The 26,089-nt window shown below is 70.5% G+C and carries 25 protein-coding genes; 12 read left to right on the forward strand and 13 right to left on the reverse strand.

What is annotated here, in order from left to right; all coding sequences use genetic code 11:
• The first annotated feature begins 33 nt into the window (after positions 1-33).
• The 3 genes from ADL03_RS03770 to ADL03_RS03780 all read left to right on the forward strand — a co-directional run bounded on the left by ADL03_RS03770 (position 34) and on the right by ADL03_RS03780 (position 5,445).
• Positions 34-2,145, forward strand: a complete 2,112-nt coding sequence (locus ADL03_RS03770) for a hypothetical protein (RefSeq protein WP_053731949.1) — start codon at positions 34-36, stop codon at positions 2,143-2,145.
• Between the two features lie 61 nt (positions 2,146-2,206).
• Positions 2,207-4,408 carry a hypothetical protein gene (locus ADL03_RS03775; RefSeq protein ID WP_053731950.1) on the forward strand — a complete coding sequence of 734 codons (2,202 nt, stop codon included), beginning with the start codon at positions 2,207-2,209 and terminating at the stop codon, positions 4,406-4,408.
• Between the two features lie 11 nt (positions 4,409-4,419).
• Complete coding sequence (locus ADL03_RS03780; RefSeq protein ID WP_053731951.1) at positions 4,420-5,445, forward strand: ROK family protein; 1,026 nt, start codon at positions 4,420-4,422, stop codon at positions 5,443-5,445.
• Positions 5,446-5,979: 534 nt separating this feature from the next.
• Here the strand turns inward: ADL03_RS03780 and ADL03_RS03785 are convergent.
• Complete coding sequence (locus ADL03_RS03785; RefSeq protein WP_053731952.1) at positions 5,980-6,759, reverse strand: LamB/YcsF family protein; 780 nt, start codon at positions 6,757-6,759, stop codon at positions 5,980-5,982.
• A 91-nt stretch (positions 6,760-6,850) separates the two neighbouring features.
• Between ADL03_RS03785 and ADL03_RS03790 the strand changes: the two genes are divergently transcribed.
• The 5 genes from ADL03_RS03790 (at position 6,851) to ADL03_RS03810 (ending at position 11,748) form a co-directional block, all read left to right on the forward strand.
• On the forward strand, positions 6,851-7,543 hold the full coding sequence (locus ADL03_RS03790; RefSeq protein ID WP_053732002.1) for a GntR family transcriptional regulator: 693 nt from the start codon (positions 6,851-6,853) through the stop codon (positions 7,541-7,543).
• Positions 7,544-7,653: 110 nt separating this feature from the next.
• Positions 7,654-7,920 carry a DUF3311 domain-containing protein gene (locus ADL03_RS03795; RefSeq protein WP_053731953.1) on the forward strand — a complete coding sequence of 89 codons (267 nt, stop codon included), beginning with the start codon at positions 7,654-7,656 and terminating at the stop codon, positions 7,918-7,920.
• The gene (gene mctP, locus ADL03_RS03800; protein ID WP_053731954.1) at positions 7,920-9,554 is read left to right on the forward strand and encodes a monocarboxylate uptake permease MctP; all 1,635 of its coding nucleotides are present in this window, start codon (positions 7,920-7,922) and stop codon (positions 9,552-9,554) included. Before ADL03_RS03795 ends, mctP begins: the two co-directional genes overlap by 1 nt.
• A gap of 89 nt (positions 9,555-9,643) precedes the next feature.
• Positions 9,644-10,909, forward strand: a complete 1,266-nt coding sequence (locus tag ADL03_RS03805) for a hypothetical protein (RefSeq protein ID WP_053731955.1) — start codon at positions 9,644-9,646, stop codon at positions 10,907-10,909.
• Positions 10,906-11,748 carry a septum formation family protein gene (locus tag ADL03_RS03810; RefSeq protein WP_157527919.1) on the forward strand — a complete coding sequence of 281 codons (843 nt, stop codon included), beginning with the start codon at positions 10,906-10,908 and terminating at the stop codon, positions 11,746-11,748. Before ADL03_RS03805 ends, ADL03_RS03810 begins: the two co-directional genes overlap by 4 nt.
• Positions 11,749-12,044: 296 nt before the next feature.
• On the opposite strand, the gene ADL03_RS03815 is transcribed toward ADL03_RS03810, so the two are convergent.
• The 6 genes from ADL03_RS03815 to ADL03_RS03840 form a co-directional block, all read right to left on the reverse strand.
• Positions 12,045-12,254 carry a hypothetical protein gene (locus tag ADL03_RS03815; RefSeq protein WP_053731957.1) on the reverse strand — a complete coding sequence of 70 codons (210 nt, stop codon included), beginning with the start codon at positions 12,252-12,254 and terminating at the stop codon, positions 12,045-12,047.
• A gap of 114 nt (positions 12,255-12,368) precedes the next feature.
• Positions 12,369-14,180, reverse strand: a complete 1,812-nt coding sequence (locus tag ADL03_RS03820) for a phosphoenolpyruvate carboxykinase (GTP) (protein ID WP_053731958.1) — start codon at positions 14,178-14,180, stop codon at positions 12,369-12,371.
• A 302-nt stretch (positions 14,181-14,482) separates the two neighbouring features.
• Positions 14,483-15,169, reverse strand: coding sequence for a DUF6802 family protein (locus tag ADL03_RS03825; protein ID WP_053731959.1), 687 nt, complete (start codon positions 15,167-15,169; stop codon positions 14,483-14,485).
• Positions 15,170-15,307: 138 nt separating this feature from the next.
• The gene (locus tag ADL03_RS03830; RefSeq protein WP_053731960.1) at positions 15,308-17,128 is read right to left on the reverse strand and encodes a dynamin family protein; all 1,821 of its coding nucleotides are present in this window, start codon (positions 17,126-17,128) and stop codon (positions 15,308-15,310) included.
• Positions 17,125-17,490, reverse strand: coding sequence for a nucleotide exchange factor GrpE (grpE, locus tag ADL03_RS03835; protein WP_053731961.1), 366 nt, complete (start codon positions 17,488-17,490; stop codon positions 17,125-17,127). The genes ADL03_RS03830 and grpE overlap by 4 nt, the downstream gene beginning before the upstream one ends.
• On the reverse strand, positions 17,487-18,989 hold the full coding sequence (locus ADL03_RS03840) for a dynamin family protein (RefSeq protein ID WP_053732003.1): 1,503 nt from the start codon (positions 18,987-18,989) through the stop codon (positions 17,487-17,489). The genes grpE and ADL03_RS03840 overlap by 4 nt, the downstream gene beginning before the upstream one ends.
• A gap of 52 nt (positions 18,990-19,041) precedes the next feature.
• Between ADL03_RS03840 and ADL03_RS03845 the strand changes: the two genes are divergently transcribed.
• Positions 19,042-19,479 (forward strand): hypothetical protein, encoded by a 438-nt coding sequence (locus ADL03_RS03845; RefSeq protein WP_063798454.1) that lies wholly within the window; start codon positions 19,042-19,044, stop codon positions 19,477-19,479.
• On the opposite strand, the gene ADL03_RS03850 is transcribed toward ADL03_RS03845, so the two are convergent.
• Positions 19,464-19,832 (reverse strand): GntR family transcriptional regulator, encoded by a 369-nt coding sequence (locus ADL03_RS03850; protein WP_053731962.1) that lies wholly within the window; start codon positions 19,830-19,832, stop codon positions 19,464-19,466. The two genes, ADL03_RS03845 and ADL03_RS03850, sit on opposite strands and share 16 nt — an antisense overlap.
• Positions 19,829-20,509: a hypothetical protein gene (locus tag ADL03_RS03855; protein ID WP_082372860.1), complete on the reverse strand. Its 681-nt coding sequence runs from the start codon at positions 20,507-20,509 to the stop codon at positions 19,829-19,831. Before ADL03_RS03855 ends, ADL03_RS03850 begins: the two co-directional genes overlap by 4 nt.
• 114 nt (positions 20,510-20,623) lie before the next feature.
• On the opposite strand from ADL03_RS03855, the gene ADL03_RS03860 reads away from it, so the two are divergent.
• The gene (locus ADL03_RS03860; protein ID WP_197288055.1) at positions 20,624-21,802 is read left to right on the forward strand and encodes a sensor histidine kinase; all 1,179 of its coding nucleotides are present in this window, start codon (positions 20,624-20,626) and stop codon (positions 21,800-21,802) included.
• Positions 21,803-21,811: 9 nt separating this feature from the next.
• Positions 21,812-22,468 (forward strand): response regulator transcription factor, encoded by a 657-nt coding sequence (locus ADL03_RS03865; RefSeq protein WP_053731963.1) that lies wholly within the window; start codon positions 21,812-21,814, stop codon positions 22,466-22,468.
• On the opposite strand, the gene ADL03_RS03870 is transcribed toward ADL03_RS03865, so the two are convergent.
• From ADL03_RS03870 to ADL03_RS03880, 3 genes are read right to left on the reverse strand one after another with little or no spacing between them, the layout of a single operon-like run.
• A complete protein-coding gene (locus ADL03_RS03870; RefSeq protein WP_231641453.1) occupies positions 22,465-23,385 on the reverse strand; it encodes an SDR family oxidoreductase in 921 nt (306 codons plus the stop codon). The two genes, ADL03_RS03865 and ADL03_RS03870, sit on opposite strands and share 4 nt — an antisense overlap.
• Positions 23,369-23,848, reverse strand: coding sequence for a pyridoxamine 5'-phosphate oxidase family protein (locus ADL03_RS03875; protein WP_053731964.1), 480 nt, complete (start codon positions 23,846-23,848; stop codon positions 23,369-23,371). Before ADL03_RS03875 ends, ADL03_RS03870 begins: the two co-directional genes overlap by 17 nt.
• Positions 23,848-24,375, reverse strand: coding sequence for a TetR/AcrR family transcriptional regulator (locus ADL03_RS03880; RefSeq protein ID WP_053731965.1), 528 nt, complete (start codon positions 24,373-24,375; stop codon positions 23,848-23,850). Before ADL03_RS03880 ends, ADL03_RS03875 begins: the two co-directional genes overlap by 1 nt.
• A 48-nt stretch (positions 24,376-24,423) precedes the next feature.
• Between ADL03_RS03880 and ADL03_RS03885 the strand changes: the two genes are divergently transcribed.
• The gene (locus tag ADL03_RS03885; RefSeq protein ID WP_063798455.1) at positions 24,424-25,212 is read left to right on the forward strand and encodes an HAD family hydrolase; all 789 of its coding nucleotides are present in this window, start codon (positions 24,424-24,426) and stop codon (positions 25,210-25,212) included.
• On the opposite strand, the gene ADL03_RS03890 is transcribed toward ADL03_RS03885, so the two are convergent.
• Positions 25,209-26,075 (reverse strand): LysR family transcriptional regulator, encoded by an 867-nt coding sequence (locus ADL03_RS03890; protein ID WP_053731966.1) that lies wholly within the window; start codon positions 26,073-26,075, stop codon positions 25,209-25,211. The genes ADL03_RS03885 and ADL03_RS03890 overlap by 4 nt on opposite strands.
• Positions 26,076-26,089: the final 14 nt, after the last annotated feature.

Consider the following 26,089-nt stretch of genomic DNA (forward strand, 5'->3'; position numbering starts at 1 on the left):
TCGAAACGCGGTGCGGCCAGTCACACTGGTGGGGTGGCCACGCAGAAGAGGCTCCCTGCGGCTGACGTACTGCGCGGCCTGGGGGAGAACGAGAACAACTCCGGTGGTGGCGGGTGGCGGTTGCCGCGGCGCAGGCCGAGCACCCCACCCGTCATCCGCGTGGTGGACCGCGTGGTCACCGACGTGCTCGACCTGCGCGCGGTCGACGTGCCGTACGTGCTGGAGTTCGAGCGCTGCCGGTTCGAGGCGCCGCCGGACCTGCGGCAGGCGAACCTGGCGGGGATCTCGTTCACCGACTGCGAGCTGCCCGGTCTCGAAGCGCGCAACCTCAGCAGCAGCAACGACGTCTCCCTGCTCGGCTGCGCGGTCACCGGCCTGGTCGACCTGACCGACGCCGAGATCGCGGGCTCGGTGTTGTTGCGCGACAGCAGGTTCAGCGTTCCCGGCGGGTTGTGCGTGCACGCCGACCGGTTGACGCTCGCCGGTGCGCTGCTCGGTTTCGGCATCCACACCGAGGGGGAGATCCGGCTCGCGGGTGCGCGGATCGGCGGCAACATCAACCTGGTCAACGCGGTGCTGCGCAACGCCGACGGTTTCACGTTGAACGGCAACGGGATGCGGGTCGGCGGCAACTTCCTCGGCACGTTCACCTCGCACGGCGTGGTGTTCCTCGCGAACGCCCGGATCAGCTCGGCGCTGTCGTTGCGCGGCGCCGTGCTCTCGCGCGGCGAGGAGTTCGAGGAGACCACCGACCCGCACGCGGACCCGTCGGCGACGCTGGTCCTGGACCGCGTCGACGTGTCCGGTGACGTGGAGCTCGACCGCGCCTTCACCAGCGCGGGCACGATCCGCGCGGTGAACGCGAAGATCGGTGGCACGCTCTCGCTGGCCGACGCCGTCCTGGACGCCGTGTCGCCACCCGCCGTGGGCACCGAGCCGACGGGTTCCGGGCGCGCGTTGCACGTGGACGGCGCGGAGATCGGCGGCGACGTCGTGGGCCGGGGCGTGCGGATCACGGGCCAGCTGCGCATGGTCGACACGCACGTGCGCGGCAGCATCACCATCGAACGCGCCACTGTGGACAACCCGTTCGCGGACGCCGTGCTGGCCAACCGGACCCGCGTGGGCAGCAACTTCGTGCTGCGCGAGTCGGACATCTCCGGCGGGCTGGAGCTGCGGGCCGTGACCATCGGCGCGAACCTGGACCTGCGCGGCAGCCGGCTGACCAAGCCGGGCAAGTACCGCCACCAGCCGCGCGAGAAGCCGTCGCTGGACATCGGCGGCGCCACGATCGGCCGCGACCTCATCTGCGCGCGCGGCGACAAGGAGTTCGTCGCACACGGCGGCGTGCGGTGCCGGCGTGCGGTGATCGGCCGCATGGCGAACTTCAACGGCGGCGTGCTCGGCTACAAGCTCGACAGCCACGCGTTGAACGCCATGGGCATGCACGTCCAGGAGCTGATGCTCAACGTCGTGTCGCCGCCCAAGGGCCTGGTGACGCTGCGGCAGGCGCGGTGCACGTCGCTGGACGACAACGAGACCTTCTGGAACGCCACCGGGTTCATCGACCTCGACGACTTCCGCTACGACTCGCTGGCCAGGCCGATCGACCTGCGCGACGACGCCCAGGTCCAGCAACGGCTGCGCTGGCTGCGGCACGCGATGCGGCGCAGCTACCACCCGCGGCCCTACGACCACTTCGCCGAGATGCTGACCGCGGCCGGCAACGAGGAGCACGCCTCGACCGTGCTGATCGAGAAGCAACGCCTGCGGTACCGCGCGGTCGCCGAGGGCATGCGGTTCTTCGGGCCGCTGGTGCTGTTGTGGAGCTTCCTGCAACGCTCGATGGTCGGCTACGGCTACCGCCCGGCGCGCGCGTTGGGGTGGCTGATCGCGGCGTGGGCGATCGGCAGCATCTGGTTCCAGTACAAGGGCCCGCTGGTGCCGATCAACGCCGACGACCACCTGCCGTGGAACGCGTGGCTCTACACGATCGACCTGGTCGTGCCCATCGTGGACTTCGGCAACAAGAACCGCTGGCAGACGCCGGGCACGTCGATGTGGATCGCGTCCGGCCTGATCGTGACCGGCTGGCTGCTGGCGACGACCGTCGCCGCCGGTCTCACCCGGATGTTGAAGCGCTGACCGCGCGAACTCCACCATCGGGGTATTTCGTCGACTGCCCAACAGTGGTGCGATCGTCTGCGTGATCGCCGCCGAGTCGACCGAGCTCTTCGTCGGGCCTCGGACCGCGCTGCTCCAGGTGGTGCGCGTGACCGCGCCGGAGCACATGGGGCCGGTGCACGCCCACGTCACCGGTCCGGGCCTGCACTCGGCACGGCACGGCGGTTCGCTGCCGCACGGCCCGTTCGGGTTCGAGGTCGGTGTCGACGTCTCCGGGCACCCACCCGGCTCGGTGGTGCCCGCGGTGGCCGTCGTGCGCTCCGCCGAAGGCGAGTCCACCTGCCCGTTCTCGCTGGTCGTGGCGTCGCCGGGGTGGACGGTGCACCTGGTCGGCCACGTGGCGGCGGACGCGCCGTTCGACGTGCTGCGGGCGCACCTGGACCTGGCGCTGACCGATCCGGTCTACCGCTTCGCGGTGACGTCGGTGGAGCTGCTGCAGCCGTACTGGGACACGTTCCCGCAGCACCGGTCGTTGCTGCTGCGGCTGATCGAGGAGGGCCGCGTCGAGGTCGTCGGCGCACCGTCCAATGTGGTCGGTGTCGCGCCGCTGCTGCCGTCGTTGCCGCCCGGCGTCGAACTGCTGGCGTCGTCGCTGGCCGAGGCGGAGCGGTCGGTCCACGCGTCGTTCCTGTCGCTGCGCAGGCCGGTCGGCGCGCCGCACGTGATGGTGCCCGTGGGCTCGCCGCGGGCGTGGCCGAACCCGTGGACGACCGCGATCCACCACGACTGGAACGCGCGCTACACGTGGCCGCGGATCGTGTGCGCGTTGCCGCGCGACTACTACGTGCGCGGCTCCGTTCCGCTGCCTCCGCCACCGGTCGACGAGTCCCCGGCGGCGGTGTTCGCCACGCACGCGGCCCGGTTGACCGGTGCGGCTTATCCGGCGGCCACGCTGGAGCGTGCTCGTTTCGCGCATCCCCGCGAGGCCTTCGACCTGCGTTCGGAGGTGGTGGCGCGGTCACTGGCGGCGCTGACGTCTACTGTGGACTCGTCGGTGACGGTGTGGAACCCGTTGACCGTGCCCGTGACCGACGTCGTGACCGTGCATCTGCCGGTGGCGCGCAACGTGCACGTGTCGGACGGTTCGCCGGTGCCGACGCTGGTCGACGGTGTGACCGTGACGTTCCTCGCGCGTGATGTGCCGGCGTGCGGCTGGCGGACGTACGCTCTCGTGGAGGACGACGCCGACCACGGCTGGAAGCCCGGCTACGGCACCGAGATCGCATCCACGCACTTCGTGCTGTCGTGCGATCCGGTCGCTTCCCTGGTGGCGGTGGACGGTCCGGCACTGGAGCCGCCCGCGCTGGAGGGGCCGGTCAGCGTGTGGCACTGCGAGGTCGGCGAGAAGATGGTCGGGACGTCTTCTTTCGTGCTGTGGAACGAGGTCGCGCACCTCGGACCGTCACCGCTGGTCGGCGTGCTCGGCTCGCGGACACCCGCTTCCGGCTCGCTGCCCGCGGTGCCGGCGCGGCTGGCGCTGGCCGGCGAGCCGCTGGGCCCCGTGTCGCCCGCGGTGACGCCGGTGTTCGCGCGGTACTGGCTGCACGAGCCGGCACCGTTGGGCGGCCTGGCGGCGAACGTCCGCCTGGAGGCGTTGTCACCGACGCGGCTGCGGGTCGTGGTGATGTCCGACGGCCCGGCGTTCTCCGGCTCGGTGTCGCTGTCGCTGCCGGGCGGCTGGTCGGCGTCGTGGACGTCGTTGCCGGTCACGGTGCCCGCGGGCGGTTACGTGACGGAGGAGGTGCGGTTGCTGCGGTCGTCGACGCCCGGCTGCCACCCGGTGCGGGCCGTGCTGGACGGGTCGGTGGAGGACGGGGCGGTGGAGGACGTGGTGCTGCTGACGGTGCCGGAGTGGGACTCCGCGGCCCCGGTGGCGCCGCTGTGGGGCTCCGGGGACCCGGTGGCGCCGCTGTGGATCGCGTCCGCACCTCCGGTCGTCACCGTTTCGCCCGGTACGTCCGCCCCGCTGCGCGTGGTCGTCGCGTCCGGCGCACACGGCTCACTCCCGTTGCGGGCGTGGCTCCTCTCGCCGCGCGCGACGTGGGAGCTCGCCGGACCGTTCTGCGTGGGCGGCACACTGCCCGCGCAGGGCCGGACGACGCTGGAGTTCACCGTGTCGGCACCTCCGTGGGCCGAACCGGGCTCGTGGCCGGCGGTCGTGAAGGTGGCGGCCGCCGAGCTGGTCACGACCACTCCGGTGATCCGGATCGAGGTCGCTGGTTAGGATCGGTCATCATGACTGATCTGGTGCTGGCACTGGACTTCGGCGGCACCAAGATCGCCGCCGCCCTGGTCGACCCGTCCGGTTCCGTGGTGCGGACCGCGCGCGTTCCCACGCCCACCTCGGACCCGTGGCCCGCGGTGGAGTCGCTGATCCGGTCGGTGGTCGCCGACGCGCCGGTCGTGGGCGCTGCGGTTCCGGGCGCTGCGGTTTCAGGCGGGACGGTCGCCGACGCCGCGGGCGCCGCGGCTGCGGGCACCGCGGTTCCAGGCGCTGCCGTCACGGATGCCGCGGTTGCGGGCGCGACGGTCGTGGGCGTCGGAATCGCCTCAGCCGGCCCGGTCGACGCGGTCCGCGGCACCGTGTCGCCGATCAACGTGCCGTCGTGGCAGGCGTTCCCGCTGCGCGACTCGGTGGCCGCCCTGTTCCCCGGCGTGCCGGTGGAACTGGCCGGCGACGGCGTCTGCATGGCACTCGGCGAACACCACCGCGGCGCCGGCCGCGGCAGCCGCTTCATGGTCGGCCTGGTCGTCTCGACCGGCGTCGGCGGCGGCCTGGTCCTCGACGGCCGCCCCTTCGGCGGCCGGACAGGGAACGCCGGCCACATCGGCCACATCGTGGTCGAACCCGATGGCGAGCCGTGCAGCTGCGGCGGCCGCGGCTGCGTGGAAACGGTGGCCGGCGGCCCGCGAATGGTGGCCTGGGCCCGCCACAAGGGCTGGCAGGCCCCGCCCGACGCCGACGCGGCCGTGCTGGCGGCATCCGCGCTGGCCGGCGACGAGATCCCCCTCGCCGCCTTCGAACGCGCCGGTCAGGCGGTCGGAATGGCGATCGCCGGGGCTGCCGCGGTGTGCGACCTGGAGGCCGCGGTGATCGGCGGCGGGGTGGCGCAGGCCGGTGAGCTGCTGTTCGAGCCGGTGCGGCGGGCTTTGAAGGTGCATGCCGGGTTGTCGTACCTGGACGGGCTCGAGGTGCGGGCGGCGGAACTGGGCGGACAGGCCGGGCTCGTGGGGGCCGCGGCGTTGGTGAGGATGGGCTGAGGGGTTGGGCAGGCCGGGCTCGAGGTGCGGGCGGCGGAGCTCGGTGGACAGGCCGGGCTCGTGGGCGCGGCGGCGTTGGTGCGGACGGGCTGAGGGGCTGGGCAGCCGGGCTCGAGGTGCGGGCGGCGGAACTGGGCGGCCAGGCCGGGCTCAAGGTGCGGCGGAGCTGGGCGGCCAGGCCGGGCTCGAGGCGCGGCGGAGCTGGGTGGGCAGGCCGGGCTGGTGGGCGCGGCGGCGTTGGTGCAGGCGGGCTGAGGGGCTGGGCAGCGCGGCTCGATGACAATCCCCGGCCGAGCGCATCCACCCGTCTCAAACGGACCCAACCGTCTCAAACGGACCCAGGAACCCACGGACCGAAAGCACCGTCCAGTTCCGGGCTGAACCATCCACACGCTCCCCTCCGCGCGTTTCCATATCTGCGGGCGCCGGTGACCCCGAGGTCCTGACACCTAAGAGACGACGGCAGGCGCAAACCCGGACAACGTTCACCCGATCGGGTGGCGAGATCGACCGGTGAACAACAAAAAAACCGGCTCACCCCGCATGACGTGCGTGCCGCAGCGGCGACTCCACGCGCGTGACCTCCACACCCGCCGCCTCCAACGCCGTGCGGACCGCGCGGGCGATCGACGTGGCGCCGGGGGTGTCGCCGTGCACGCAGATCGAGTCGGCCTGGAGGCGGACCGGGTGGCCGGTGATGGAGCGGACCCAGCCCTCGGTGGCCAGCTGGACGCAGCGGGCGGCGATCTCGGTGGGGTTGCGGAGGACCGCGCCGGGTTCGGTGCGGGGGACGAGGGTGCCGGCGGAGGTGTAGGCGCGGTCGGCGAAGGCCTCGTGCCAGGTGCGGAGGCCGGCTACCGAGGCGCGTTTCAGCCAGACCGCGCCGGGTGGGCCGAGGACGGCGAGGGAAGGGTCGAAGAGGCGAACCGCGTCGACCACGGCGTCGGCTTGGGGCTCGTGGCGGATCAGCGTGTTGTAGAGGGCGCCGTGGGGTTTGACGTAGGAGACGCGGGTGCCTGCCGTGCGGGCGAAGGTCGAGAGCATGGCCAGTTGGGCCAGGACCTCGTTGGTCAGGGTGTCGGGGGCGACGTCGATGAAGCGGCGGCCGAAGCCGGGGAGGTCGCGGTAGCCGATGTGGGCGCCCACCGCCACGTCGGCTTCGGCGGCGAGGGCGCACGTCCTGCGCATCGTGTCGGGATCGCCGGCGTGGTGGCCGCAGGCGATGTTGGCGCTGGTCACCAGCGTCAGGAGGGTGGCGTCGTCGCCGAGGGTCCAGTGGCCGAAGCCCTCGCCGAGGTCTGCGTTCAGGTCCATGGCCGACTCCTACAACGCTCGACGAGATTGTGGGATTGTTGAACGATTCTACGATACTGCAATCGAACGATCCTGCAAATAGACTGGCGTGGTGACCGAGACGTGGGTGTCGACGCTGGCGCAGGGCAAGAGCGGCCTGGAGCGGGCGAGCACCGCGCAGAAGGTCGCCGACATGCTGCGGGAGCGGGTGCTCGACGGGGAGCTGGCGCCGGGGTTGCGGCTCAGCGAAGAGGCGATCGGCGGGGCGCTCGGGGTCAGCCGCAACACGTTGCGGGAGGCGTTCCGGCTGCTCACGCGGGATCGGATCCTGGTGCACGAGCACAGCCGCGGGGTGTTCGTGCGGACGCCGACGGGCGATGACGTGCGGGATCTCTACGCGGCGCGCAGGGTGATCGAGTGCGGTGCGCTGCAACGGTGGCCGGACGTCGACGAGGTGCGGCGGGACGCGGTGCGGACGCCCATCGAGGAGGCGGTCGCGTTCGGGGCGCGGAAGGACTGGACGCGGGTCGGCACGGCGAACGTGCGGTTCCACCGGGGGATCGTGGGGCTGGCGGGCAGTCACCGGTTGAGCGAGGAGTCCGACCGGCTGTTCGCGGAGCTCATGCTGGCGTTCCGGGTGGTCAGCGACCCGAAGCGGCTGCACATGGCGTACCTGCCGCTGAACCGGGAGATCGTCGGGCTGCTCAACGCGGACGACGTGGACCGGGCGATCGGCAGGCTGCGGGAGTACTTCGACCTCGCGGAGGCCGACCTCGTCGAGCAGCTCGGCGAAGCGGGGCGCTGACCGCCCAAAGAAAGTGTTAAGCGGAGTGCAACGATTCCGATCAGCGTGCTGACGAGCCGTGTCGTCCGGCCTAACATCCGCGCAACACCGCGTACACGGAGGGCCGCCCCATGCCGTCGGAACCCAGGACCGGCTTGCGCTGGAGCAACTGGAACCTGTTGCTGATAGTCCCGCTGCTGATGCTCATCACGCCCTGGTTCAACTCGGACGAGCCCCGCGTCTTCGGGCTCCCGTTCTTCTACTGGTACCAGTTCGCGTTCGTGCCGCTCGGCGTCCTCGCCGTCGGCCTGGTCTACGTGAAGACCAAGGACAAGCCGGTCGTCACCGGTAAGCCGGACCGGCTGGGCGTCGACGACCTGGACGAGGGAGCGAACTGATGCAGTGGACCGAGCTGATCGTTTTCAGCGTCCTCTTCCTGCTCGTCACGGTCATGGGCTTCGTCGCGGCGCGGTGGCAGAAGGGCGAGACGCTCGACCACCTCGACGAGTGGGGGCTGGGCGGCCGCAAGTTCGGCAGCTGGATCACGTGGTTCCTGGTCGGTGGCGACCTCTACACCGCGTACACGTTCGTCGCGGTGCCGGCGCTGATGTTCGGCGCCGGTGCGCTCGGCTTCTACGCCCTGCCGTACACGGTGGTGCTCTACCCGATCGTCTTCCTGCCGCTGGTGCGCATGTGGTCGGTGAGCCGCGTGCACGGTTACGTGACGCCCGCTGACTTCGTGAAGGGCCGCTACGGCTCGCACTGGCTGGCGTTGCTGATCGCGATCACCGGCATCGTCGCGACGATGCCCTACATCGCCCTGCAGCTGGTCGGTCTCGAAGCCGTGCTGCGGTCGATGGGTCTCAACGGCAGCGGCATCCTCGGTCACCTGCCGCTGTTCATCGCGTTCGTGATCCTCGCGCTCTACACCTACCAGTCGGGGCTGCGGGCGCCGGCGCTGATCGCGTTCGTCAAGGACATCCTGATCTACATCGTCATCCTGGTGGCGATCGTCTACCTGCCGTCGAAGTTCGGTGGCTGGGGCGAGATCTTCAACGACGCGCAGGCCAAGTTCGACGCCACCCCGGCCAAGACCGACGGCATCCTGTTGAACAGCAACAACCAGCTGCAGTACGCGACGCTCGCACTGGGCTCCGCGCTGGCGTTGTTCATCTACCCGCACTCGCTGACCGGCATCCTCGCGAGCCGCGGCCGCAACGTGATCAAGCGCAACATGGTCGCGCTCCCGGCGTACTCGCTGGTGCTGGGCCTGCTGGCGCTGCTGGGCTACGTCGCGATCAGCGCGGGCACCAAGCCGATCGTGAACCAGGCGACCGGCCGTCCCGACACGAACACGATCGTGCCGGAGCTCTTCGGTCACAACTTCCCGTCGTGGTTCGCGGGCGTCGCGTTCGCGGCCATCGGCATCGGTGCGCTGGTGCCCGCGGCGATCATGTCGATCGCGGCGGCGAACCTGTGGACGCGCAACGTCTACAAGGAGTACATCCACAAGGGTGCCACCCCGGCGCAGGAGGCGAAGCAGGCCAAGCTCGCGTCGCTGGTCGTGAAGTTCGGCGCGGTCGCGTTCATCGTGTTCGTCGACCCGCAGTTCTCGATCGACCTGCAGCTGATCGGCGGCGTGATGATCCTGCAGACGCTGCCGGCGGTCGCGATCGCGCTGTACACGCGCTGGTTCCACGTCTACGGCCTGATCGCGGGCTGGGTCGCCGGCATGGGCTACGGCATGTGGCTGCTCTACAACATCGGCAACCCGGCCATCAACAAGGCGCACTTCGCCGGGTCGGCCCTGCCGCTGGGCAAGCTGTCGATCTTCGGCTGGCACCCGTTCGGTGCCTCGACGGTGCAGATCTACGTCGGCATCGTCGCGCTGACGGTGAACCTCCTGGTGGCCGTGGTCGTCACGCTCATCGCCAAGAAGGCCCGGTGGTTCAACGGCACCGACCAGACCGACCCGTCGGACTACCACGTCGACGAGGACAACCCGAGGGTCAAGGCGGTCGCCGCGCACTGACGCCGACCGACGCCATACAAGACGCAGAGTTAACGCAAGGGTCCACCCGGCGGGTATGCCTGGTGGGCCCTTGCGTTAAGTATCAGTGCGTGAAAACCATCGCCGGACTGGTCGGACTCATCGCGACGGCGTCGCTGTTCGCGGCGCCCGGTGTCGCGCAGGCGCAGGACGCGAACTGCTACGACACCAGCGCACCGCTCACGGTCGAGGAGCAACGGCTCGACGACGCGCTCGTCCCCGGTGGGCCCGCCGCCGGTCCCGCGCTGGTCGCGCTCGGCGGGTTCGACGGCCGGGTCAGGGACTTCACCGCCAAGCTGTGCCGCCAGATCGTGCAGCGGCAGGCGCAGCAGTTCGTCGCGAACGAGGGCAACGCGCTGTGGAAGGCCGCCGTCGCCCGCGCGCAGAGCACGAAACCGCTCGCGCACGACGCCTACGACGACCGCCCGCTCTACTGGGCACGTCTGCAGCTCACGGCCGCGCTGCGCCAGTGGCAGCCGCGTTTTCCGTTGTCCGTCAACGACCGCGCGAACCTCGTGCGGCAGTTCGACTGGGCCTCGCGCGGGCTGAGTGACGCGGCTTTCCCCGCCAGGGCGGGGGTGCGGCGGATCGCGGTGACCGGCTTCGACCCGTTCCAGCTCACCGGCACGAACGTCCGGCGCGCCAACCCGGCCGGTGCCGCGGCGTTGCAGCTCGACGGCAGGGAGATCACGACGCCGACCGGCAAGGTCGTGCTGCAGGCGGCGGTGCTCCCGGTGCTGTGGGGCGGTTTCGACGAGGGGATCGTCGAGCAGTTCTACGGTTCGGCGTTGGAGCGGAAGAACAAGCCGGACGCGTTCGTGACGATCAGCCAGGGCCGGCCGGAGCGGTTCGACGTCGAACGGTGGGCGGCGCGCTGGCGTGGCGGCTCGCCGGACAACAACGACGTGCGGACGTTCGGCAGCGTCCCGGACGCGGCGGGCTGGCCGCAGCCGGCGACCGAGTTCATCGAGACGTCGTTGCCGTACCAGAAGATGATCGACGCGGGCACCGGCCCGTACCCCGTGGTGCTCAACCGCAGCTTCTGCGAGTGGAAGGTCGGCACGCCGGTCGGTTCCCAGCTGGACTGCCGCACGGACGAGCCGACGCCGGGTGCGGTCGCCGCGGTCGGTGGTGGCGGCGACTACCTGTCCAACGAGAGCATGTACCGGGCCAACCGCGTTCGAACCGGTTACGGCGCAACGAATGTCCTCGGCGGACACCTGCACACGCCGGTGCTCGGCCAGCCGGCCGACCCGGCCGCGCTGACCGATGCGGCCTTCGAAAACCAGCGCCGGGCCATCGTCGATCAGGTCAAGGCCCTAGTCTCTGTGGTGTGACTCGTGTGCGGCTGGCGGTGGCGATCCTCCTGAGCATGACGGCACTGTCCGCATGCGCGATCAAGGTGGGCGGGCAGGCGATCCCGGGACCGATGCCCTCCACCGCCAGCGCGTCCGCTCCGGCGCTGCCGAAACCGGGGCAGTGCATGAACGCCTTCGACCTCAAGGTGCTCGACTGCGCCGGTTCGCACGAGGCCGAGGTGATGAGCGTCGGCGACCTCGCGGGCCTCAGCACGGCCTACCCGGACACGCAGGCGCTGCGCAAGGCCGCGCTGCCGCCGTGCCGTTCGGCGCTCACGGAGTACCTGGACAGTGCGGACGCGGACTCGACGCGCCTGCGGGTCTGGGCGTTCTGGCCGAACGAGCAGGGCTGGAAAGACGGCCAGCGCTGGCGGCTGTGCACCGTGGTGGAGATCAGCCCGGACGAGAAGCCGTTGCCCCGCAAGGGTTCCGTGAGGGGCGTCCTGGGTCAGAACGGCTTTGCGACGTTCCAGACGTGCACCAGCGGGTCACCGTCGAAGGACGCGGAGGTCAAGGTGACGGCCTGCAACGGCGCGCACCTGGCTGAGGCCGTGCCCGGCGGTGTCGTGTCGCTCGGCAAGTCGACCGACCCCGCTCCGTCCAAGGAGCAGATGAACGCCATCGCGAAGGACAAGTGCACCAAGGCCGTGCACGACTACCTGGGTTCGTCCAAGCGCGCGGACGTGTTCCCGGCGTGGCGGAACCCCGGTTCGCAGGCCTGGTCAGAGGGTTGGACCAACGCCATCTGCTACGCGGAGGCCACCAAGGCCTTCAGCGGCACCCTCCTCGGCATCCGCGACAACCCGCTGCCGAACTGATCCGGCGACCACGACCATCAGCACGGCGGCCAGGGACAGCACCAGCATCGCGATTCCTGCGATTCCCACGGCACACACCTCCCTTTCCGTCCTGGTTGACGATCTTTGTGATCGCCCTCACAGATAAGACGTTCCCGGGAGGGGCCGGGTTCATTCCTGGAGCAAGACCGTTTCGGCGAACTGTGACGCGCTCCACGTGCTGCCCACAGGCTGTCCACAGCTATCCACAACCTGTGCACAGACTCGTCCACACCTGTGGACAACTTCGTCTCAAGAGGACGGTGAGCTGCGCTGATTCACAGAAAATTGCTGCACAGGACCACGCCGGCGGCAACGCCGATGGCCAGCCCGGCGAGGAATGTGAGGGTGTAGCGCCACCACGGCGTGCGAGCCGGCGGCGCGGGCGGCACCGGGTAGTAGCGGATGATGCCCGTCGTCGGGCCGACCGCGACGTCGCGCTTCGAGCCGTCGAAGTTCAGCCCGCCGAGGAGCTCGTCCTGCGTCACCCCTCAGTGATACCCCACCTCAGCGACCCCGTCACTCCCCGCTTTCGCTGAAAAGCAACGCGGGGACCTTTCGTACGACCAGAGCGTACGAAAGGTCCCCGCGTGCGATCAGGGTCAGCCGAGGCGCTGCTTCAGAGCGGCGAGCTCGTCGCGGAGCGTGGTCGGGACCTTGTCGCCGATCTTGGCGAACCACTCCTCGACCAGGGGGATCTCGGCACGCCACTCGTCGGCGTCGAACGCCAGCGACGCCTCGATGTCCTCACGCGACGCGTCCAGGCCGTCGAGGTCGAGGTCGGCCGCGGTCGGCACGTACCCGATCGGGGTCTCCTGCGCGGCGGCCTTGCCCTCGATGCGCTCGATGGCCCACTTCAGCACGCGCGAGTTCTCGCCGAACCCGGGCCACAGGAAGCGCTTGTCCTCGCCGCGGCGGAACCAGTTGACGTAGAAGATCTTCGGCAGCTTGTCGGCGTCGGCACGCTTGCCGAGGTCGACCCAGTGCTGGAAGTAGTCACCGGCGTTGTAGCCGATGAACGGCAGCATCGCCATCGGGTCACGCCGCACGACACCGGTCTTGCCGACCGCGGCGGCCGTGGTCTCCGACGACAGCGTGGCGCCCATGTAGGTGCCGTGCTGCCAGTCGCGCGACTCGGTGACCAGCGGGATCGTCGTGGCGCGGCGGCCACCGAAGAAGATCGCCGAGATCGGCACGCCCTGCGGGTCGTCCCACTCCGGCGCCTTGATGTCGCACTGCTCGATCGGCGTGCAGTAGCGCGAGTTCGGGTGCGACGACAGCTCCTCGCTGTCGGGCGTCCAGTCCTCGTGCTTCCACGAGGTGAGGTGGGCCGGGGGCTCGCCCATGCCCTCCCACCAGATGTCGCCGTCGTCGGTCAGCGCGACGTTCGTGAACAGCGAGTTGCCCTTCGCGATGGTGCGCATCGCGTTCGGGTTGGTGTGGTAGTCGGTGCCGGGCGCGACGCCGAAGAAGCCGTTCTCCGGGTTCACCGCGTACAGGCGGCCGTCCGCACCGAACCGCATCCAGGCGATGTCGTCGCCGAGCGTCTCGACCTTCCAGCCGGGGATGGTCGGCTCCAGCATGGCGAGGTTCGTCTTGCCGCAGGCCGACGGGAACGCGGCGGCGATGTAGTACGCCTTGTTCTCCGGCGAGGTGAGCTTGAGGATCAGCATGTGCTCGGCGAGCCAGCCCTCGTCGCGCGCCATCACGCTCGCGATGCGCAGCGAGTAGCACTTCTTGCCCAGCAGGGCGTTGCCGCCGTAGCCGGAGCCGAAGCTCCAGATCTCGCGGGTCTCCGGGAAGTGCGAGATGTACTTGGTCTCGTTGCACGGCCACTGCACGTCCTGCTGGCCGTGCTCGAGCGGCGCGCCGAGCGAGTGCAGCGCCGGAACGAAGTCGGCGTCCTCACCGAACAGCGCGAGGGCCTTGGTGCCCATGCGGGTCATGATGTGCATGGAGACGACGACGTACTCCGAGTCGGTGATCTCCACACCGAGCATCGGCTTCTCCGCGTCGAGCGGGCCCATGCAGAACGGGATCACGTACATCGTGCGGCCACGCATGCAGCCCCGGTAGAGCTCGGTCATGATGGCCTTCATCTCGGAAGGGTCCATCCAGTTGTTCGTGGGGCCCGAGTCCTCCTCGCGCACGGAGCAGATGTAGGTCCGCTCCTCCACCCGGGCCACGTCGCTGGGGTCCGAGGCGGCCCAGAACGAGTTCTGCTTCTTCTTGAGCGGCACGAACGTGCCGGCGTCGACGAGCTTCTGCGTGAGGCGGTCCCATTCGGCCTGGGAACCGTCCGCCCAAACAACCTCATCGGGGCAGGTCAGCTCAGCGACTTCCTGAACCCAAGCGAGCAAACGCGCGTGGTTGGTAGGTGCGTGGTCGAGACCGGGAATGGTCACTGCCGTCATCTCGTCTCGTCTCCTGGTTGAACGCCTCGGCCTCCCGAGGACGTGGGTCGTCCGGTGTGCGGGACTTCGTCGTCCTCGGAAATAGCTCCAGACGCCCGGTTGGGCCGGGCGTGCGGAGAAGGGGATGGACCGAGGTTAGCCCGGTGAATGGCGGGTAACGCACCCCCAGCCTGTCGCTTCCCTCACAAAACCGATTCTGGAATCGATTCAGCACACGGACGGAGTTAAGACACGAGTGAGGTGGGAAAAACACAAGAGGCCCCGATGCGGTTCTCACCACATCGGGGCCTGTGAGCTGCGCTTCAGTTAGGGCTGATCCACTGCCCCGTGGTGGAATCGATTCGGACGACGCCGTCGAACCGTTCCTCCTCGAACCACTCGTCCGAGTCGTCCAGAATGCCGCTCTTGGAGTCGGTCACGTACCGGCCGTCGGACTCGATGTGCCCGTGCTCGACCTCGACCCAGTCGTCACCTCGGTGTTCCGACATCGTGACCTCGCCGGATCGGGTGATCTCGGTCGCCACGTCGGCCCGCCCGTCACCGTTCTTGTCGGTGAACAGCCACGTGTCGCCCTCGTCGTCCTTGACCACCGCGGTGTCGGCCTTGCCGTCGCCGTCGGTGTCCTCGGTCGCCTGACCGACCTTTCGCTCACCTTCGTCGGTGTCCACGACAATCGTCTGCGAGGCGCCGGAATTCGTCTTTTGTTGCGTGCTGTCGTGCGGATCGACGGCAACCCACTCACCTGAATTCTCCTCGAACCGCGCCTGGCTCAGGAGATTGCCGTCCTTGTCGAACGTGCTCATCAGATCGGCGTCGCCGTCGCCGTTCGTGTCGGTGAACGCGAGGTGACCACCGTCGTCCGTCTCGACCACGGCGGAGTCGTTCACGCCGTCGTCGTCGAGGTCGAAGGTGACGTCGGCGGTGTACTCCTCGTGCTCGACGGTCACCTTCAGCTCGGCGTCGGCCGCACCGTTCTCGTCGATGTACACCGGAACACACCTCCTGCGCCTCTTGCGTACCGGTATGACCCACGTTATGCCGGTTTGGTTCCACGGCCAACCGTCTGCGTCGGTGTCGCCCGCCCGAGCAGGCCACGTGACCGGCAGCCGTCCGCCGCGGCGGAGCGATCAGGTCCGGTCGCGGACCTGGCGGATGCGGCCCAGCAGCTCCTCGGCCTTGGACCGCCCCGACTCGACCTCCGCGAGCTGCCGCGTCACCGCCTGCAGCTCGCGCCCGCGTTCCCCGGCCTCCATCCGCAACGCCTTGTCGACCTCGCGCAGCTCCGCCTCGATGGCCTCGATCCGCTTCGCCAGCGCCTCGTCGAGCGCCAGCGACAGCGCCTGCTCGGCCTCGATGAGCTGTTCCGCGGCGAGCTGGTCGACGGTGGAGCGGGCGTCGGCGATCGCGTCGGACAGCCACTGCTTGACGTGCTGCTTCTCCGCCGTGTGGGTGCGGGTGCGGGCCATCCACCAGCCGGCGCCCAGGCCGAGTGCGATGGTCACCGGCAGGATGATCGGGTTCAGCGCGGCGATGCTCAGGCCCGCGAGCGGCATGACGGCGAGCTTGCCCGCGCCCAGACCGCCGGAGACGCCCATGAACACCAGCAGCTTGTCCTCCGCGGTGGGTGGACGTTTCTCCTTGGGGCGCAAGACGATCGGCGGTTGCTCGCCGCGGGCGAACTGGCCGCAGATCAACGTCAGCTCGTCGGCGCTGAAGAGGGAGGCCAGCACGGCGTCGGCGACCGAGGCCAGCCGCACGGACAGCGCGGTGGAGATGCGGCCGGAGACGACCTGCAACGCGATGTCGACCTGGCCGGGCAGCGACGTCAGGGCAGTGCGGTCGGCGGTGTCGATGGCCTGGCGGTACCAGGTTTGCAGGTCGCGCATCTGGCGGGAGATCTCGTGGGAGTTCTCAATGCGGGCGCGCTGGACCTCGCCGCGCAGGCGGACCTGCCAGCCGCGGGTGGAGGAGCGGCGTTCGGTGACGAGCTCCTCGCGGCGGGCGCGCAGCACCTCCGCCTCGGCCTCGCCGACGGACAGGGCGCGTTTCTCGTGTTCGAGGCGCACGGTCAACTCGGCCAGCACGGTCGACAGGGCGCGCAGGGCGTTGGCCTCGGCGAGCATTCCCGCGCGACCCGCGACCAGCTCCTGCAGCGCGGTCTGCAGGGCGCCGACGCCGGAACGTTCGCGGAGCATCGCGGCGGCGTCGGGGTTCGGGGCCTGAGCGGCCATGTCGAACATGCGGGACGAGACCGGGAAGAACGTCGCGTCGGCGAACCGCGGGGCGTGCTCGGCCAGCAACGCGATGTCGGCGTCCATGACCTGGCGCCAGCCGCGGTACTGGTCGGTCTTGGTCAGCGCGAAGACGACGGTCTCGACCCGGTCGCCGACGCGTTTCAGGAAGTCCAGCTCGCCGCGGGTGAACGGCGACGAGGCGTCGACCACGAACACCAGCGCGGTCGCGGACGTGACGGCTTCCAGCGCCAGTTCACCGTGCACGGACTCCAGCCCGCCGACACCCGGAGTGTCCACAACGGACATCCGCGACAGCAACGGGATCGGCGCGTCGACCTCGACGTACCGCGGCGGCAGCTCGCCGGGCGGCAGCTCGTGGGCCGCGGAGACCCAGTTGATCAGAGCGGGCAGCGGGAACGAGACGGGTGCCAGCACGCCGGGGTAGCAGGCGCGGGCGGCCCACTCCGGGCCGTGCTGGAAGACCAGGTAGGTGGAGGTGGCCACGTCGGCGTCGACCGGCGACAGGCCAGGGGTCGCCAGCAGGGCGTTGACCAGCGAGGACTTGCCGCGGTTGGTCTCGCCGACGACGACCACGGACGAGGTCTCCGGCACCGAGCGGCGGGAGACCCAGTCGGCCATCGCCGGGTCGAGGTCGCGGACCAGCGCCGTGAGGCGTTCACGGGTCGCCCGGACCGTTTGCGGAAGGTTGCTCATCGGGGCGTGTAGACCGTCACGATCGGTGCGCGCAGCACGCGGCCGCGGTCGCAGAAGCCGGGGACCTCGGTCTCGGCGACCAGGCCCAGCAGCGACACGTCGTCGGTCGGGACGGTGCCGGCGGCCTCGTGCTGGGCCGGATCGAACCGCTGGCCGTCCGCGCGCACCGCCACCACGCCTATGGACGACAGGCCTTCCTCGATGCGCTGCACCACGCCAGAGCTCGCGCGGTCGAGCGCGTACAGGCAGAGCTGCACCAGTGCGCGGCGCTCGGCCAGCGCCTGGTCGAGCAGCTCGTCGGCAATGGTCTCCACACCAGCGTCCGACGTCAGGCCGGCCGGATCGGTTCCACTCGCGCTCATCGGTGCCCCCCAGCACGTAGTTGTTGCCAGATGAGGAAATACGCCCTGTGGACGACGTGCGCCACCCGGGCCTGCGCCGGTGTCGCGCCGAAGGAGGCGAACGAACGCCACCAGCCGGCCCGTTCCAGCGCGAACGCCTGCAGCTCGCCGACCGGACGGCCCGGCAGGCCGAGCTGCCCGGCGAGGTCAGGGGTGCTGCCGACGCGCAGCACCTCCTCGGTCAGGTCCGGTGCCAGCGTCACCGTGCCCGACGAGACCAGCGTCAACGCCTCCAGCAACCGCAGCTGGTTCGCCTCCGGCCTGGCCAGCAGCACCTCGATCGCGTCGTGCACGCGCTGCCGTTCGCCGGGGTCGGCCGACGCCAGCTGCGTGACCGAGGCCAGCGCGGCCGCCGCCTTGATGCCGTCGGCCCGCGAGCGGAACACCGCGTCGAGCCGCGCCCGCACGGCGGCGAACCCCGACGCGTCGAACAGCACCCGCCGCAACGCACCGGCGGTGAGACCGGGGTCGGCGTCCAGGGCCGAGAGCGCGCACCCGATGCCGTACAGGTCGAGCTTCTCCAGCAACCGCGACCGCACGCCCGACGGCACGGCGCACTCCCACGACGTGAAGAGGTCGCCGGACATCAGCATCATCGTGCGGGTGTCGGCGTCCAGGGACGCCAGCTGCCGCAACGCCTCCGCGTCCGCCGACGTGAACTCGCCGGTCTCCGCCGACTCGGCGAGCAGGCTGATCACCGGCAGCACGTCGGCCACCCGCGGCTTGAGCAGCTCGGCCTGCTTCGACGCCAGGATCTCCGCCGCACGCCACACGTCGCCGTCCGAGCCCGCGACCGTCTCCGGTGCCACCGCGTCGACCTTGTTCAACGCCGCCACCGCGTTCACCGGGCCCGCCTCCCGTGACGCCGTGGCCGCCGTGAACGCCGCCAGCGTCTGGTGGTCGTCGGCGCGCACGCCCTGCGTCACGACGTAGAGCACCGCCTCGGCACCCGCGACCGCGTTGCGCGACACCGGGTCCAGCAGCTCCTCGGTCCGCGCGACCGACGCGGCGTCCAGCGAGCCGAGCCCCGGTGTGTCGATGACCGTGAAGTCGCGCAGGACCGCGTTCGTCAGGTACGCCTCGATGTGCGAGACGCCGTCGAGGCCGAGGGAAGCGGGGATCATGCCGGCCGCGTCGAACGGCAGGACCTGCCGCCGGCCATCCTGCAGCACGACCTCGATGCGGTCGACCGTGCCGTACTGGTACCGCGTCACGAGCCGCGTGCACTCGCCGACGTCGGTGGGGGCGACCCGCCGGCCGATCAGCGCGTTCACCAGCGTGGACTTGCCGGACTTGATCCGGCCCGCGACCGCGACCTGCAACGGTGCGTGCAGCCGCCGCAGGACCTCCTGGAACCCGGCCGCCGTGGCGGGCGAGACCTGCCGTCGCAGGGCAACACACAGTTGGGCCACCGCCGCGCAAAGCGGGCCGGCCAGTTGTTGTCCCTGCAACGCCGTCACGGCCGAATCCTGCCACGGTTTGTAGGCGTGCGTGCGCGGGTAGCCACAGCGCATGGGTGACAGCTACGTGACGTTCCTGGTGCTGGGAATCGTCCTGGTCGTCGTGGACGGCCAGCTGATCTACCGCAGCGGCAAGGGATACCTCAAGCGCGCTGCGTACGACGACGAACGGGTCAGCGGCATGATGAAGCTGACCACCGTCCTGTTCCACCTCGTCGTGCTCGGCCTCCTCGCGTTGGTGTCGACCATCAACATCGAGACCGGCGACGCGGTGAAGAACGTGGTCGTGAAGCTCGGGCTCGTGCTGCTGCTGCTCGCACTCGCCCACGGCGTCACGATGGCGGTCCTGGCCAGGATCAGGGATCGCCAGGTACAGCAACAGCTCGCCGACCAGATGGCGGAAGAGCACCGCATCTACGAAGAACGCCACGCACATGTGAGCGAACCGCGACCCGCGCCCAAGATCGAGTCGCCTTACTCGGCGCAGTAGTTCGCGCGGACGGCGTCCAGTGCCTCCCCCTCACTGACGCCGAGAGACCGGGCAACTGCGACGAACTCGGCCGCGGCGGCGGCGAGCGGGTCCGGTGCATTCGAAGGCAGGGCAGCCACCACGGTGCCCTGCCTTCGTCCTGTCGTGAGCACGCCCCCGGTCTCCAGCTCCCGGTACGCCCGCGCGACGGTGCCCGCGGCCAGCCCGAGGTCGGCGGCGAGCTGCCGGATCGTCGGCAGCCGTGCCCCGATCGGCAGCACGCCGCCGCTGATCAGCAGGACGAGCTGGTCGCGGACCTGGCGCCAGGGTGCGACGCCGTTCTCGACGTCGACGACGATGCGGGGTGCGCTCACCTGTCGATCTTCGCGGTTCTCGGCGCCGTGTTCGCCATCGCGGCCCACATGAGCAGCCCGAGGATCCCGATCCAGGGGTGGACCAGCCCGCCCACGACCGCCACACCGAGCCCCGCCGCGACGTGCACGCTGCGGGTGCGCAACGCCATGTCGGCGGCGTGGTCGCCGTCGGCGGGCCGCGTGACGGCCGCCCAGACGATCAGCCCGACCGCGAGCACCGAGCCCGCGAGCCACGCGAGCGCCGTCCACCGCGGGTGGATGACGAGGTGGACCGCGGCGCCGCCCACGAACACCGCGTAGGACAGCAGCACCCACCTCGACGCGATGTCGAACAACCCGCGCGGCGTGAGCAGCGCCTCCCGGCGGGCGCCCAGGCGTGGCCGCAGCGCCAGCAGCTCGGCGAGCAACGTGCCCGTGAGCACGACGACCACGAACTGGTCGACGTCGTCTCCCCACTTCGGCACGAGCCAGAGCACCGCGTAGAGCCACGGGTACAGCACCCGCCGGCGCTTGAGGTAGCGCACGCCCTCCGCCACCTGCTCGGCGGACGGCTCTGCCACGCCCCACTTCGTGAGCAGACGCCGGCCGTTCGCCTCCGTCGGCCACAGCACCGCCAGCAGCAGCAGGCCGGTGACGACGAACGCCCCCAGCGCGATCCACGGGTTGATCTCCACCACGCCGCCCCCAAACTTTGTATCGACCCCTCGACACAATAACTCACTCCGGGGTAGTACGCGGTGTCAGCCCGTGGCGCGACGCGCGGAAGTTCGACCCGCACCTAACCTTGTCCGGTGCGGCGGTTCAGCCTGTGGATGAAGGCTCACCCGGCGTTCGGGGACTCCCTGATCGCCGGGATCTTGTTGTTGTTCGACCTGGCAGCGGGCGTGGCCGGCGCCGACCGCGGCCTGTCCGTCTCCGCGTTCCTCGCCGTCACGCTGCTGATGCTCGGCCCGTTGCCGTTCCGCCGCTACCACCCGGTCGGCTCCAGCTACCTGATCCTCGCGGGCGGGTTCCTGCAGCTGTTCACGCACGGCGGCTGGGAGACCGGCCTGCCGGTGCGGATGGCCGACTTCGCGCTGGCGATAGCGCTGTACACGCTGGTCGCGTACGTGGGCCGCAGGTCGGGGCTGATCTACTCGGCCTGGCTGGTCGCGGGCACGCTGCTGTGGGCGGTCTTCCAGATCGGCGAGCCCGAGGCCGTCCTGCTCGTGTTCATGATCTTCGTGATCTTCGGGTTCAGCTGGGCGATGGGCGAGTTCATCGGCGCCCGCCGGGCGTACCAGCGCGAGCTGGAGCAACGCCTCAAGCTGCTGGAGACCGAACGCGACCAGCAGGCGAGGATCGCGGTCGGCGAGGAGCGCTCCCGCATCGCCCGCGAGCTGCACGACGTCGTGGCCCACGCGGTCAGCGTCATGATCGTGCACGCCGACGGCGCCGCGTACACGATCCGCAAGCAGCCGGAGGTCGCCGAGAAGGCCGTGCGCACCATCGCCGACACCGGCCGGCTGGCGCTGACCGAGATGCGCCGGCTGCTGGGCGTGCTGCGCAGCGAGGACGCCGAGACCCAGTGGGAACCGCAGCCCGACGCGCGCGGCGTGGTCGAGCTGGCCGAGAACACCCGCGCGGCCGGCGTCCCGGTCCGCCTGGAGATCACCGGTGACGTGGACGACCTGCCGGTCGGCGTCGGGCTGAGCATCTACCGGATCGTGCAGGAGGCGCTGACCAACACCATCAAGCACGCGGGCACCGGTTCGACGGCGACCGTCCGGCTGGCCCGCACGCCGGAACAGCTGCACCTCGAGGTCGTCGACGACGGCTTCGGCACGCCGCACGACGTGGTGAAGGTGTCCGGCGGCAACGGTCTCATCGGCATGAGGGAAAGGACGGCGGTGCTGGGTGGCGAGTTCGAGGCGGGCCCCAACCCCGGTGGTGGCTGGCGCGTCCGCGCGGTCTTCCCGCTCGCCGCATAGGGTGATCACGTGATTCGGGTGCTGCTGGTCGACGACCAGGAACTCATGCGCATGGGCTTCCGCATGGTGCTGGGTGCGCAGGAGGACATCGACGTCATCGGCGAGGCCGCCGACGGGCTGGACGCCGTGCAGATGGCCGACAAGCTCCGGCCCGACGTCGTGCTGATGGACGTCCGCATGCCCGTGCTGGACGGTGTCGAGGCGACCAAGCGCATCACCGAGGCCGGCACGGCCAAGGTGCTGGTCATGACGACGTTCGACATGGACGAGTACGCGTTGTCGGCGTTGCGCAACGGCGCCAGCGGCTTCCTGCTCAAGGACACCCCGCCCGGCGACCTGGTCTCGGCACTGCGGGCCGTCGCGTCCGGCGACGCCGTGGTCTCGCCGTCGGTCACGAAGCGGCTGCTCGGCCGGTTCCTCGGCGACGGCGGCGGCGAGCTGCGCGACGCCACCGTGCTGGACGTGCTGACCGAACGCGAGCGCGAGGTGCTCGTGCTGATCGCGAAGGGCCTGTCGAACACCGAGATCGCGCGCAAGCTCTTCCTGTCGGAGGCGACGGTGAAGACGCACGTCGGCCGGATCCTCGCCAAGCTGGAGCTGCGAGACCGGGTGCAGGCCGTGGTGCTGGCCTACGAGACCGGTCTCGTCCGCCCCGGTGACGCCTAGCGGTACTGCTCCGGGTCCGCGTCCACGGTCTGCCCGGCCATCCGCGGCTTCACCACCTCGTCGTACCAGCGGCCCCAGTCGGGCTGCGAGCCGTCGAGGTCGGTGAACCCGTACTCGCGCATGAGCCGCCACGACGACAGGCACTGCCCGGCGAACCGGCGGCGGCCCGGGTCGGCGGCGAGGTGCGCGAGGCCGCGGCCGAGGTAGTGCGGTGTCTCGGACAGCGCGTAGTCCGGCACGTTCTCGATCGCGTCACGCCAGTTCGCCTCGGTGACGCCGAACCCCTCCAGCATCTGCTCGGACCGCAGGAAGCCGGGAGTGGCGGCCACCGCGGTCACGTTCGGGTGGTCCTTCAGGTCCTTCGCGAGCACCTCGCCGAACCGCCGCACGGAGCTCTTCACCGCGTCGTACGGCAGGTTCACGAAGTACGCCTCGCCGTCCTCGCCGTCGGTCACCTCGACCACGAGACCCTCGTCGGACTTCAGGACCAGCGGCATCAGCTTGTGGATCGCGACCAGGTGCGACTCGACGCCGTTGCGCCACATGCGGAGCTGCCGGTCGAGGTCGTGCTCCCAGAACTTGCCCCACTCGACCAGGTTCTCGCCACCCCACACGTCGTCGACGAAGACGTCGAGCCGGTCGATGCGCGCCGCGAAGGCGTCCACATCGGACGGATCGGTGAAGTCGCACCGGACGGCGATCCCCTTGCCACCGGCGGCGTCCACCAGCTCGGCGGTCTCCTCGATCGTCTCGGACCGGCCGACGTCGGAGCGCTGCTCCCGCGTCGTGCGGCCGCCGACGAACACCGTCGCCCCCGCCGCGCCCAGCTCGACCGCGATGGCACGGCCGGCACCGCGCGTCGCGCCTGTGACGACGGCGACCCGTCCGCTCAGGTCGGGCTCACTTCTTCGTGACACGCCGGATCCCCCTTCCCTCGTGCCAGGACAGGACGACCATCTCGTCCCCCTCGACGGTGAGCGACACGACCTCGGTGACGTCGAGCCGGTACAGGTCGAGCTCACCGCCCTCCGGTATCCACCCGGTGCGGTCGTACAGGTCCTTCAGGTAGTCGTCCTTGTCGGTCCAGAACTCGGCCATGCCGCTGACCTTCGCGTCGCCGCCCTCGGTCATCGAGGCCGTGGTGGTGTTGCAGTGCAGGGAAAACCTCGGATCGCGCCGCAGATCGCGCGACTTGAGCGAGTCGAGCATCATGCCCACCCACAGCTCACCGCGCGCGAAGTCCGGCTCCACACCGCTGATCCGCGGTGCGCCGTCCTTGCGCAGGGTCGCGATCAACGCGTGCCGGTCAGCGGCGAACCGGCCCTGCACGAACGCGGCCAGTTCGGGCTGCTCGGCCGCGAACTCCGCCCAGCTTGCCATCAGCGCATCCCCTTCAGCACCAGGTCGATGTCTTCCTCCATGCGTGCGTTCAGTTCCCCTCGTGGCCGCACGGACCAGTCCATGGCGATCCCGTACACCAGCGCGGCGAGCACGCGCGCCGCGTTCGGTGGCAGCGCCTCGGCCGCGCACAGGACCTCCAGCTCGGCCTCCAGCACCGCGAAGTGCCCGGCCAGCAACGCCCGCAGCTCCGGGTCGATCAGGTCGACCCCCAGCTGCGCCAGGTTGTTCGTCGCCACGACCGGGTCGGCCAGGCGGTCGAACCACGTCAGCAGCGCCGCGCGGACGGAGCCAGCCGCCCGCATCCGGTGGACGACCTCCTCCGTGCCGGCTCGGGTGAGCGCCTGCAGCAGACCGCTCTTCGACCCGAACCGCTTGGCCACCGCGCCGACCGACACCCCGGCCTCCGCGGCGACGTCGGCCACCGTGAACTCGGGGCCGCGCCGGTCGATGACCGTCGCGACCGCGGTGATGATCCGTTCGTCGGAGATGGTGCGAGGCCGTGCCACGCCGTTAGTGAACCACAATTCACTAACCTTCGCCTAGGGTGGCTCCACGTGAACTGGAGACCGCGCCTGGTCGCGCTGGACATCGACGGAACCCTCACCGGGGTCGGCTCGAACGACGTCTCACCCGCGGTGAAAGCCGCCGTCACGCGCGCGGCGGACCACGGCACGCACGTGGTGCTGTGCACCGGCCGCAGCCTGATCGGCACGACCCCGGTCGCACCCCAGCTGCCGGTCTCGCTGGCGCTGTGCTCGAACGGCGCGGTGTGGTGGGACCCGGATTCGAGGGAGATCACCCGGCGCACGACGTTCGAACCCGGCCCCACGATCAAGACGTTGCAGGCGTTGCTGCCGAACTCGGTGTTCGCGGTCGAGCAGACCGGCGTCGGCAACCTCTCCCTCGGCGAGTTCCTGCCGCACGACCTGTGGGGCGAGACGACCCGCGCGACGTTCGACGAGCTCGCGGCCACCCCGACCCCGCGCCTGGTGATGCGCTGGCTCGACCACACCCCGGCGGAGCTCGCGTTCGCGGTGCGGGAGCTGGAGCTGCCCGGTGTCTCGTGGAGCGTCGACCACACCGAGGCGTGGCTGACCGCGGTGCCCGCCGGGGTCACGAAGGGGTGGGCGCTGGAGGACCTGCGGGTCTCGTTGGGGATCGACGCGGCGGACACGCTGGCGATCGGCGACGGGTCCAACGACGTCGAGATGCTGCGGTGGGCCGCGCGGGGGATCGCGATGGGTCAGGCACCGGCGACCGTGCAGGCCGCGGCCGACGAGGTCACCGCGACCGTGCTGGAGGACGGCGCCGCGCTGGCGCTGGACCGGTTCTTCCCGGCTTAGACCACGGACCGCACCACGTCGCGCAGCCAGCGCTGGGCCGGGTCGGCGTCCAGCCGGGCGTGCCAGTGCGTCCGCACCTCGATCATCGGCAGGTCGGCGTCGACCGGGAACCACCGCAACACGCCGCGGTGCTCCTCGGCGAGACGCTGCGGGATCAGTCCTATGTGGTCGGTCGACGCGACCAGCAGCACGGCGGCCGCGTAGAAGGGCACGACGACGGCGACGTGGCGTTGCCGGCCCGCCGCGCGCAACGCCACGTCCAGCGGCCCCCGGGTGCGGCCGCGCCGGGAGACGCTCACGTGCGGGTAGCGGCACAGCTGCGCGAGTGTCGGTTTCCCGAGCGGGTGGCCGGTGCGGACCACACCGACCATCCGTTCCCGGTACAGCACCTCCGACCGGATGTCGACCTCCTGGCCCGCACCGGCACCGAGGTCCAGGTCGACCGAACCGTCGCGCAATGCCTCGACGCTCTCATCGCCCTCCGCCACGAACCGCAGCACCACGTGCGGCGCGACCGCGGCCACCGCGCTGACCAGCGGTGTCACCACGCCGTCGCCCACGCGGACGGTGAAGGTGCGGCGCAGCTCGCGCAGGTCGAGGTCGCGGTCGGCGGTGACCAGCGCCGCCGCCTCGTCGAGCAGCGACCGCACCCGCGGGGCGATGCGCAACGCGAACGGCGTCGGCACCAGCTCGCGGCCCGCGCGCACGAGGATCGGGTCGTTCATGGCGCGCCGCAGCCGGGCCAGCGCCCTGCTGGTCGCGGGAACGGACAGGTGCAGGCGCTCGGACGCGGCGGTCACGCTGCCGTCCTGGAGCACGGCGTCGAACACGCGCAGGAGGTTCAGATCGAGCTGATCAGGCACGTTTGCAGCGTACG

It is taken from the genome of Nocardia sp. NRRL S-836, assembly GCF_001279525.1.
Lineage (GTDB): Bacteria > Actinomycetota > Actinomycetes > Mycobacteriales > Pseudonocardiaceae > Lentzea.